This window comes from Campylobacter sp. IFREMER_LSEM_CL1846, from assembly GCF_025772105.1.
Classification (GTDB): Bacteria; Campylobacterota; Campylobacteria; order Campylobacterales; family Campylobacteraceae; genus Campylobacter_D; species Campylobacter_D lari_D.
The window spans coordinates 38,824-49,670 of record NZ_JAKMRM010000014.1; the positions used below are offsets into that span (position 1 = coordinate 38,824).

Annotated in this window: 11 protein-coding genes and 1 pseudogene; 8 read left to right on the top strand and 4 right to left on the bottom strand. The window is 26.9% G+C overall.

Features of this window, described 5'->3' with window-relative positions:
• Nucleotides 1-2 precede the first annotated feature (2 nt).
• Nucleotides 3-1,538 (top strand): DNA polymerase III subunit gamma/tau, encoded by a 1,536-nt coding sequence (locus tag L8W40_RS06995; protein ID WP_214114113.1) that lies wholly within the window; start codon nt 3-5, stop codon nt 1,536-1,538.
• On the opposite strand, the gene L8W40_RS07000 is transcribed toward L8W40_RS06995, so the two are convergent.
• On the bottom strand, nt 1,535-3,628 hold the full coding sequence (locus L8W40_RS07000) for a TonB-dependent receptor domain-containing protein (RefSeq protein WP_214114111.1): 2,094 nt from the start codon (nt 3,626-3,628) through the stop codon (nt 1,535-1,537). The genes L8W40_RS06995 and L8W40_RS07000 overlap by 4 nt on opposite strands.
• Before the next feature lie 158 nt (nt 3,629-3,786).
• Here L8W40_RS07000 and exbB point away from each other — a divergent pair, with 158 nt between their 5' ends.
• The 3 genes from exbB to L8W40_RS07015 are packed head-to-tail and all read left to right on the top strand — an operon-like array spanning nt 3,787 to nt 5,250.
• A complete protein-coding gene (gene exbB, locus L8W40_RS07005) occupies nt 3,787-4,218 on the top strand; it encodes a TonB-system energizer ExbB (RefSeq protein ID WP_214114372.1) in 432 nt (143 codons plus the stop codon).
• Nucleotides 4,211-4,600: a TonB system transport protein ExbD gene (gene exbD / locus L8W40_RS07010; RefSeq protein WP_214114368.1), complete on the top strand. Its 390-nt coding sequence runs from the start codon at nt 4,211-4,213 to the stop codon at nt 4,598-4,600. The genes exbB and exbD overlap by 8 nt, the downstream gene beginning before the upstream one ends.
• Nucleotides 4,597-5,250, top strand: coding sequence for an energy transducer TonB (locus tag L8W40_RS07015; protein WP_214114369.1), 654 nt, complete (start codon nt 4,597-4,599; stop codon nt 5,248-5,250). Before exbD ends, L8W40_RS07015 begins: the two co-directional genes overlap by 4 nt.
• Nucleotides 5,251-5,260: 10 nt before the next feature.
• Here the strand turns inward: L8W40_RS07015 and L8W40_RS07020 are convergent, their stop codons facing one another.
• A complete protein-coding gene (locus L8W40_RS07020; protein WP_214114371.1) occupies nt 5,261-5,713 on the bottom strand; it encodes a DUF411 domain-containing protein in 453 nt (150 codons plus the stop codon).
• An 866-nt stretch (nt 5,714-6,579) separates the two neighbouring features.
• Nucleotides 6,580-8,481 carry an ATP-binding protein gene (locus L8W40_RS07025; RefSeq protein WP_263665038.1) on the bottom strand — a complete coding sequence of 634 codons (1,902 nt, stop codon included), beginning with the start codon at nt 8,479-8,481 and terminating at the stop codon, nt 6,580-6,582.
• Between the two features lie 239 nt (nt 8,482-8,720).
• Here L8W40_RS07025 and L8W40_RS07030 point away from each other — a divergent pair, with 239 nt between their 5' ends.
• The 4 genes from L8W40_RS07030 (at nt 8,721) to L8W40_RS07045 (ending at nt 10,288) form a co-directional block, all read left to right on the top strand.
• A complete protein-coding gene (locus tag L8W40_RS07030; protein ID WP_263665039.1) occupies nt 8,721-9,350 on the top strand; it encodes a helix-turn-helix transcriptional regulator in 630 nt (209 codons plus the stop codon).
• Nucleotides 9,351-9,406: 56 nt separating this feature from the next.
• Nucleotides 9,407-9,727 carry a hypothetical protein gene (locus L8W40_RS07035; protein ID WP_133374360.1) on the top strand — a complete coding sequence of 107 codons (321 nt, stop codon included), beginning with the start codon at nt 9,407-9,409 and terminating at the stop codon, nt 9,725-9,727.
• Nucleotides 9,728-9,743: 16 nt separating this feature from the next.
• Nucleotides 9,744-9,938, top strand: coding sequence for a hypothetical protein (locus L8W40_RS07040; RefSeq protein WP_318529488.1), 195 nt, complete (start codon nt 9,744-9,746; stop codon nt 9,936-9,938).
• 65 nt (nt 9,939-10,003) lie between these two features.
• Nucleotides 10,004-10,288 (top strand): hypothetical protein, encoded by a 285-nt coding sequence (locus L8W40_RS07045; RefSeq protein ID WP_214114445.1) that lies wholly within the window; start codon nt 10,004-10,006, stop codon nt 10,286-10,288.
• A gap of 39 nt (nt 10,289-10,327) precedes the next feature.
• Here L8W40_RS07045 and L8W40_RS07050 read toward each other — a convergent pair.
• Nucleotides 10,328-10,827, bottom strand: a pseudogene (locus L8W40_RS07050) (DNA adenine methylase); the annotation flags it as partial.
• Nucleotides 10,828-10,847: the final 20 nt, after the last annotated feature.

A 10,847-nucleotide genomic window follows, 5' to 3' on the forward strand; every position in this document is an offset into this window, starting at 1 on the left:
TAATGCTCCAAGCTCTTGCTGTTAAATACAGACCAAAAAATTTCAATGAGCTTGTAGGGCAAAATACTGTTTCTACAAGCTTAAAATATGCTCTTGAAAATAATCGCTTAGCACATGCTTATTTATTTTCAGGATTACGCGGAAGTGGAAAAACTTCAAGTGCAAGAATTTTTTCAAGAGCTCTAGTATGTGAAAAGGGACCAAGTGCTAATCCTTGTGGAGAATGTTCTCAATGCTTATCTTCACTCAGTGGCTCTAATATAGACATTATAGAAATGGATGCTGCAAGCCATAGAAGCTTAGAAGACATTCAAGAGCTTATCGAGCAAGTTAAATACGCTCCATCTTTAGCTAGGTTTAAAATTTTTATTATCGATGAAGTGCATATGCTTACTCCACAAGCAGCAAATGCCTTGCTTAAAACCTTGGAAGAACCACCAAGCTATGTAAAATTTATACTAGCAACAACTGACCCTTTAAAACTTCCTGCTACGGTTCTTTCAAGAACGCAGCATTTTAGATTTAAGCAAATTTCTATCCACGATATCTTAAATCATCTTGAGTGGATTTTAGAAAAAGAAAATATCAATTATGAAAAAGAAGCTTTAAAACTCATAGCAAGAAGTGGAAACGGATCTTTAAGAGATACTCTAACTTTATTAGATCAAGCCATAGTATATTGTCAAAATCATATACAAACACAAAAAATTACTGCGATGCTAGGCTTTTTAGATCCATCTAAAATTGAAGAATTTTATCAAGCCATTTTAGCTAGCGATAAAGATAAAGTTCTTGAGTTTTTAAAAGAATTTGAAGATTACGAGGCAAGTAATGTCATCGATGAGATGATATTTTTTTTAAAAGAAGCATTTTTTGCCAAAAACAATCTTTTTTCTATGTTAATTTACGAAAGATTTTTTAGAATTCTTTCGCGCGCTAAGACTATGTTAAATTCTAGCGATGATGATAGTTTTGTACTTTGTGTTATGGCTTTCATGCTTATAGAAGCAACTTATCTAAAAAGTATTGATGAGGCTATTTACAGCAAAAGTCCAAAACAAGATAACACACCAAACCCAAAACAACAAGAAATTCTTTCTATACAAACAATTAAAGAAGAAAAACTTAATCCTTATGAAAGTTTGTTAAAAGCTATTTACAAAAGAGATTATGATTTAGCTGAAGTTTTCAAAAAAACCACGCAGTTTATTTCCTTTGAAGATGATATTTTAAGTATTAGCTCACATGCTAAAGATGATGATAGAAAAATCCTAAACAATGGCTTTAAATTAATCAAAGTCTTGCTTCATGAACTTTTTGGAGAAAAAACACAAATTAAAATTCAAAAAATAGAAACTATAGATACCCAAAAATTACAAGATATATTCAAAACTCCTATAAAACAAGAAATAAAAAGTACTCCGAATTTAAATGAACATTTTGAAAATTTTAAAAAAGATGCTAAAAAATACGATCCTAAAGACGAAACCAAAGAAGCTCTCAATAAGCTCTTTGGCTTCCCAACTATACAAAATTAAAAACTGCCGTTGATTGAAATATAAATTCTTCTTCCTTCTTCTATGCGATTATAAGTATTTACCCAAGTATCTTCACCTTTGTTTTTATAAGACTCCCAATCATTTGTAAAACTTTTATCAAAAAGATTATAAATTGCCGCATTAATATTCCATTTTTTATTAATATCATAACGCACACCCATAGAAGCTAAAAAGACATCTTGATAATACTCTCTATTAATATTTGTATCACCCATATAACGATCTATTTGCCATTCGCCTTTTATCCATGGAGTGAATTTACTAAAGATATTATAACTTGCTTTTAACATGATATTGTGTTTTAGACTATCAATTTCTGGTTTTCCTATCATAGTTTCATCTTGCGCATCTTTAATTTCACTATCAAGATAAGTATAAGCTAGATCTAAATTTAAATGCTCTACAGGAGTAATCCCAGCTCCAAGTTCTATGCCTCTATACTCAACCTTGCCATGATTAATCGCCTGATAGCATGTATCAGCTTCACATTTTCCAATACCCAAAATCATACTATCTTTACTAAATTTTTGACTAGAAATTTTATCTTTAAAATTTGTTAAAAAGCCAGTTGCTGAAATATAAAACAAATCATTATTATAAACAGCGGCTAGTTCATAATTAAGCGATGTTTCTTCTTTTAAATTCGGATTTCCATACATAGGGTACTTACCTTGTCCACTATAATTATAAGCACCAGCTATCAATCTATTAGCATATGGGGTTCTAAAGCCTGTTGAAACACCGCCTTTTAAAGTAAGCTCACTAGTAGGATTATAAACTAAATAAGCTCTTGGTGAAATATTATTTCCAAAAATTTCATGATAATTATATCTTGCTCCAAAAGTAAATCTTAAATCATCTCTTATACTATATTCATCTTCTGCAAAAAAAGCTAATAAATATTGATCAAAATTAGTAGGATTAGCAATTTTATCTTGCATTTTCTCAAGTCTATACTCACCACCCACGCTTAAAATATGACTTTGACCTAAAGGAATAACTGATTTTGTATCTACAATAATATCTTCAGCAACTATATCTCTATTTTGCCCTAAAAATGGCTGATTTGCTTGGCCAACTACCTCACGCCCATCGTTACTTACACGGTTATACTGCAAGGTAGAAGTAATTAAAAAATCTTCATACACACCCTCATGACTTAAATAAGTTACTAATTTATCTACTTGCATGGTATCTGTATAACCACCTGTTAAAGAGCCATCATTTTTATCTGTTGGTTTTGTTAATGTACCGAGTTGGCCTTTTTTATTATCATAATGATTTCTTGAAAAATCAATATCAAATATCAAAGTATTATAATCATCTATTAAGTAATTTAATCTAGTTCCTAAATTAAAATTACTTGCTTTTGTAGGACTTTGTGCTTGATCACCTTGCACTCTTTGACCACTCCCATTACTAAATTCAACATTAGATTGTTCTCTATAAAACTCTCTAAAACGCAAAGTAAGTCCCAAACGATCATTCATCAATGGGCCACTAGAATATATACTTGCGCCATAAGTATTACCCCATTCTTTATGTGCATTAAAAATACTATCCAAACTAAATGATGTTTCCCATTTATCGCTTACTTTTTTTGTGATGATATTTACAACACCACCCAAAGCTTCAGAACCATATAAAGTGCTCATTGGCCCTTTTATTACTTCTATTCTTTCTATACTAGAAATTGGTGGTAAGAATGAATTTGAAATTTCATTAAAACCATTAGGTCCTACTTCTCCACCTATTCCTTGACGACGCCCATCGATTAAAATTAAAGTGTATCCGGTAATACCTCTCATGGTAATATTATAAGAGCCTGTTTTTCCTTTACTAGCAAATAAATCTACACCAGGAATATCAGCAATAGCTTCAGCAACATCTCTATAAGGCTTACTCTCTAAATCTTTTTTACCAATCACATTTATAGTAGCAGGAGCTTCTTTAATATCTTGAGAAAATCCCGAAGCACTCACTATAGAACTATCTAATAAAACTTCTTGTGATAAAGCATTACAGACCAAAAGACTAGTAACACAAACTGACAAGCAATAATTTTTCATTATTTCCTTTCTTAAATAAACAAAATTTTCAAAGTTGGAATATTATGATAATAATTATTAATTTAAAATAAATTTATTATATCAATTATGATAATTGTTATTAATAAATAATTTAATTTTCAGTAATATAATCACAAAAATTTTTAAAGCGAGGATGTATGGAATTTTTAAAAACTTATATTGACTTAATTATATTTATTGTTTTAGGGTTAATGGCATTTATTGCTATATGGTGCACTATAGAACGCATCTTATTTTTTAAAAAAATTAAACTAAATGATTATCAATGCCAAGAAAAATTTGATGATGCAATTAGTGAAAATATCACTATGCTTTATATTATTTACACTAACGCTCCTTATGTAGGACTTTTAGGAACTGTAGTAGGGATTATGATTACATTTTACGACATGGGAGCAAGTGGAAATATTGATGTAAAATCTATTGTTATTGGCTTATCGCTAGCTTTAAAGGCTACTGCTTTGGGAATTTTAGTTGCCATCCCTTCTTTGATGGCTTATAATGGATTGCTTAGAAAAATATCAACTTTGAGTAATGCATATCGTATTTTTAAGGATAAAAATGCTTAAATTGCCAAAAAATGAAGGTTTAAATATTATTCCTTTTATAGATATAATGCTTGTTTTACTAGCCATTGTTTTAAGTATATCCACTTTTATCGCACATGGTGAAATCAAAATCAATCTACCTCAAAGTGAAAATTCAAATTCCATAAGTGAAAATAAAGACAAAATAAGCATCTTAATCGATAAAGAAAATAAATTTTATATCGATGGAAAAACAGTTTCCATAGAAGAAATAAAAGAAAAATTTGACACTATAAATTCTAAAACCTTAGTAGAGTTAAAAAGCGATAAAGAGGCAAAATTTGAAAGCTTTGTAAAAATTATTGATATTTTAAAAAATAAAAATCATGAAAATTTTCAAATTTTAACAGAGCAAAAAAGATGAAGACTTTTATAAGTAATCATAAAAATCAATCATTTTTCATTACTTTATTTATCTTTTTACCTTTACTTTTTGTTTTTCTTTATGCTAAGAATTTTTTATATATACAACATAACACTACAAAGGAAGAAAAATTTAATATAGCTATAAAACAATTTTTACAAGATTCTCCTAAAGTAAAAAACGAACAATCTAAACAAGAAAAAATAAAAAAAATAGAACAAGTAAAAGAAAAACCTATCGTTCAACCTAAAAAAATAAATACTTCAACCGATACTAAAGCAGCAAATCGATTAAAAGAGGAAATAAAATCTCAAAAAATAACATCTCAAGAAAAAAACATCCTGATAAATTCTCAAGAAAGCATATCTTTAACTAATAACAATGAACTTTTAAAAGAAGTTAAGCAAGCTATAGATAAAGCTTTAATTTATCCTAGGCAAGCTAGAAAAATGCGGATGAGTGGTGAAATTTTATTAGAATTCACATGGACTAAGGATAAAAACTTATTAAACTTAAAAATATTAAAACCATCAAAATATAAACTATTAAATGATAGTGCCTTAGAAACTATACGCATAGCATCTAAGAATTTTCCACAATATGAAAAAACTTTTCATATAAGAATACCTTTAATATACAAAATAAACTAAGCAATTTTGCTTAGTTTATTTTGATTAAATTATGTCCTTTATAGATCCCATAAATTTTATAATCTCCATTTTTAAGCATCAAAACTACAGGATATTCTTCTTCATAACCTTGTTCCATTCCAGGACTTCCTTGAGGCATACCAGGAGCAGAAATACCTATAACATCCTCAGGTTTATTTTCCAAAAGCCAAGCAACTGCATCTTCAGGAACATGCCCTTCTATAGCATAGTCATCAATCACACCAGTATGACAGCTTTGATACACAGGCTGAATATTCATTTTTTCTTTTATTTTTAAAAAATCTTCACTTTTGTGTATTTGTACTTTATAGCCTTTATCTTTCATATAATTAGCCCAAAGATCGCAACATCCACAAGTGGGACTTTCGTAAATATTTAATATTTTTTCATTAGCCAATAAGCTTGTAAAACCAAGCGTTAAAGTTAAAAATAATTTTTTCATATATCCTCCAAAAATAAAAAAGATACAATACATTATAAAAATTAATATTTTATATCAAAAACCAAAAATATCAACTATGGTTAATTAAAAATATTAAATTAAAGTATTACTACTAAATAAAATTTCTAAATAACTTTTCTGATTTTCTACCACTTAACAAGTACTATAACCTTCTTTTTTTGTAAAACTAAAAACCTTACCCTATTAGAACAACTAAACCCTCTAATTCATAGTAAATATCTCATATAATCATAACCGATTATCCACCAATACAATGACTTATTATAAACTTTATTATAAACAATATCACATATAACACTTTACAATACTATTTCAATATAAAACCTGTAAGGGGTATTTTAAAAAGAATATGTAACTATCTCTAAATAATTTTAGCAAAAATGCTAAATAATAGGCTTTTAAAGCTTATAGAAATACATTTTTATCTTTCTCAATTCAAAGCATAAAATATCCCAAATATCCCAAAATATCCGTTTTATCCCAAGAAAGTGATTAAATACTGTTTAAAAGGCATGTAAAGGCGAAGTTTAGTTTTAAATTTTAAATCCTAAAAAATGTTTTACTCTCCAAAGATAGTTACATTTTTACTTAAAATAAACTTATGTTTTGTTTTTAATGTAACTATCTTTATAAAACACTATATAATCATAGTTTAACCACTTTTTATACAAAAATAGCATGTAGCTATCTATAACTTTAAGGTTTGGAGGATAGTTACGTACAAAGCTTAACATTACTAGATAATTTAAAAAATAAATAACATACAGGTAGTTACAAATAAAATATAGTTTTGTTTAGATAATTATCATATTGGAAATTTTTTGCTATATAAAATATTCAAATTTTTATATTTTTTTTAAATTGCCAACCCTTTCCATTTTTATTTCTTTTTCTTTAAAATTGTGAAGATCTTTATATTTTGATAAAGATAAATTACTTTTAACATCTTTTATGTGGTTTTCCAAGTCTTTTTTTCTTACACTAATTATTTCTTTCCAAGTCATTGGATTTATGCTATATTTATCTCCAGTTAAGCTTCCTGTAAATTCTTGCTTTTTTGATGAAATGCATATAGCCTTCACATAATCAATATTACTTCCTTGCTTTGATAATGATTTAAGAATTTTAGTGATATATTTATTAAACACATCAGTAAGTATTGATGAATTTATTTCTACTTTTGGTGCTTTTAACTCGATAAGTATTAATTCATTATCCTTAGTACGAGGTATAAAAATATCTGGAATTGTATTTAATTGATTTTCACTATCTATATTTATTGGTAATTTTATTTCATTAAAAATTCCTTTTAATGATTGATCGCTAAAAAAATCAAGATTTAGATATTCTTCATCAAACAACCATAAATTATTTTCTACAATTTTATGTAGCTCCTTTCTTTCCTTTGTTTCTGCCTTCCCTTCGTTTAATACCAAATTTTCAAAATGCTGTAAAAAATCAAGTCTTGATATATAATTATAATATTTTTTTATTAGATTCAGAATATTAACATTCTCTCTTACATAATTAAAAACTTCATGATCTTCTTTTTCTAAATTAAAAACAAGTTCCAAATTCTCAAGTGTATTATAAGAATTATCTGAAATTAATCCTATTAGCGAGTTGCTAAAATATGATGCGTTGCTGCGATTAATATTATGTTGTTTTATAAGCAACGGCAAAGATAAAACCATATACGCTTCTTTAATTTTTTCTTGTATCATTTTATCGGTTTCATCTTTGAAAAATTCACTCTCTTCTGCTAATTTATTAGCCATCAAATCTGCATTTTTAAGCCAAACTTTATATAATAATTTATCTAAGTCAGGTTTATATAAATTCTTAACTTCCTCTATAATTTTTTTATAGTTAGGATTAATATCGATAAATTCACAATCCTCTTCAAAACAGCTACTCGTTAAAAATACAGTATGACAGTTAAATATTGATTTTTGACAACCAGATGGTATTTTTCCAAGAGGAATGTTATCAATATTAAATAAAAAAACATGCTTTTTATCGATTGCCAAATCAATTTCATTTTTCCAAACAACCATATATGCACTAATTTTTTGTCCATTTTTTAATTCATACTCTTTTTCCAGTTGTTCTTCTATATATTCTTCAACATTAATTTTTATATTGTTAATAGATAAAGTTATACCCTTTAGAAGTTTATCTGAAAATTCAACTATAATTTCTTTTTTTGCTTTTTCAATCATCTGTTCTATTGTATTGCCATTAATAAATTTATTTCCTAGTCTTTTGATATATAATTTCGTTGTAAAATTTTCTGTGTGATTTGCAACTTCTTCTTTGACGCTAAATCCTATATTCTGATTTTCACCTTGAAAGATAACGCTATAACTTTTATTGTTATATTTTGTATATATTTTAATATCACTCAAACATTCATTTTCAAAATCAACAAACTTAAGATAAGAATATCGGCCTCTGCTTCTTCCTCCTAAAGTATTTTTAATATAATCTCCACCTTTATAATGCGTCCATCTATTTTGCATATATTGATCATCGAAACAATTAAAGCCGGCCCCGTTGTCTTTAATGGTGATAGAAATACTATTATCAAACAAACCATCGCTTTCGCACTCTTCAAAACAAATATCAATATGAGTTGCTTTTGCATCAATAGCATTCTTGATTGCTTCGCTAATTGGATTTAATCTCATAACACTAGAATCACTTTTAATTGTTCTGGTTGTTACTATGGTATTAAAGCTTTTCATTAATATAAGTCCTTTTGATGGCTTTGATTCTTTAATTGGCAAGCATTATATAATTTATATATTAAAAAATCAATTTAAGATTATAAATTATTATTTATTTAATGAAAAATTTGTTTTTTTTAAAATCAATTAATAGTGTAAAAATTATACTTATAATTAAACCTTTCAAAATAAAATCTTTTCATTGCTTTTTGCAATTTTTTGTTAAATTCTTTTAAATTAAAATAAAAGGATTTAACATGCAAATGCAAGAAGTGATTGAGAAATTAAAAGACATACTTGCAAGTGAAGGTAAGCGCGAATTAAAAACAAAAGATATAGCTAAAGAATTAGGTATCCACCCAGACACTTTTAATTCTATGAAATTTAGAAACTCCATTCCCTATGCACACATTTTAAACTTCTTAGAAAAAAGAAACATTAGTATTAATTACTTCTTTTATGGAAGCTCTCCAAAAGATCAATTAGAATGTGAATACAAATACAAAATTTTAAAACTATATAAAACAAATGCTAGTTTAGGTGGAGGTGGGATTAATGATATTTTAGACTTTGAAAATATATTAATAGATCAAAAGATATTAGATTTTTTTAAAACAAAAGATTGTGAGCTTATTACTTGTTATGGTGAGAGTATGGAGCCAATTATCAAAGATAGAAGTATTTGCGTAATAGATAGAAATAAAACTTTTAAAAATAAAAGTATTTGTGTAGTCAATACTAAAGATGGACTTTTTATCAAACAAGTTTTAAAACAAGATAATGGAGTAATTTTACACTCTTTAAACCCTTTATATAAAGACATATTTTATAAAAATGGAGATTTTTTATTAGTTGGTATGGTAATTGGAGAGCTTTCTAGGATCTAACAGCACACAATAAGCTTTGCCAAGCTATTGTGTATTTAATCAACAAAAGGAGAAAAATGAAAGAGATTAAAAACTATACTGATAAAGAATTAAAAGAAAAAATTATGCAGGATTTAGAAGATGAATTTAAAACTTTATATAAAAGACTTTTAAAAGAAAAAGATTATCTAGTAAGAGATAATATTTTAGAGCTTATGACTATTTATAATATGGGAATATATTCTTATTCTATTGCAAAAATACTTGAAATGAATGAAGATAAAACCATTATACAAGTGCCTTTATTTGAAAGATACATAATTGGTAGAAAATTTGTAGTTCAATACAATGATAAAAAACAAAGATATGAACTAAAAAGCACTTTTTGTGAATTTTAAGGGGTCAAAAATGAGTATAAAATATCCAAATATAAAAGTTAAATTAATCGGAGAAGATGGTAATGCTTTTTCAATTTTATCTAGAGTTGATAGTGCTTTGAAAAAAGCTAAAATACACAAAAATATTAGAGATGAGTTTTTTAAAGAAGCTACAAGTAAAGACTATAATCATTTATTAAATGTAGTATCAAGCTGGGTTAAAACAATATAATTTACAACAGCACACATTCAGCTAAGCCAAGCTATTGTAGTCTTATCAAAACAAAAGGATAAAAAATGTCAAGAATACAAAATAATTTAAAACAAGGTTATACAAGAGATTTTATAAGAGCAATTTGCAATGGCAACAATGATGTTGTATTAGAGTATCTTAAAAACGGTATGAGTGCCACAAAAGAATGTATGGGCGAACAACCTATGTTTTATGCTATTAATCATAATAATTTTGGAGCTATTTTACTCTTATTAAAATACGGAGCTATTTTAGAGAAAGATTATTTAGAGTATGAAGTAAAATCCAACAAAGAAGCTTTAGATTTTTTAGCTTCTTTGCTTAAGTAAAAGAGAATATTAAAAAATATTCTCTTAACTTTATTCTTAAAAGTTCATTATTAAAACCTCCTTGATGTTTTTTAATAACTCATTTAATAGTTTATGTTCTTTTATTCCAAAACCATTAGTGTTTTTATAATAATTTTCAGTCCCCACATAAGGTGGATCTAAATAAAACAAAGCTTCATTGTAATCATATTCTTTTAAAATATATTCAAAGCTTTTATTTTCAATACTAGCATGTTTAAGCCTTTGTGTATGTAAGCTAAAATCTCTAAGCAATCTTTTTGGCGCTCTTTGTTTACTCATAGCAAATTGCCCCATGCTTGATCCAAAAGAAGTGCTGATAAGATAAAAATAAAAAGCAGCTCTTTCTATATCATTCCTTGACTTTAATTCTTTATTTTTTATCATTGCAAATATCTTTCTACTCACTAACATAGAATTAAGCACATTTACTATAAGCTTTGTGGTTTATTTCTAATACAAAGATGTAGATTAATAAGCTCGTTATTTATATCATTAATAACTTCTATTTTTGAGGGACTTTAACTAAAATAACTAAAAT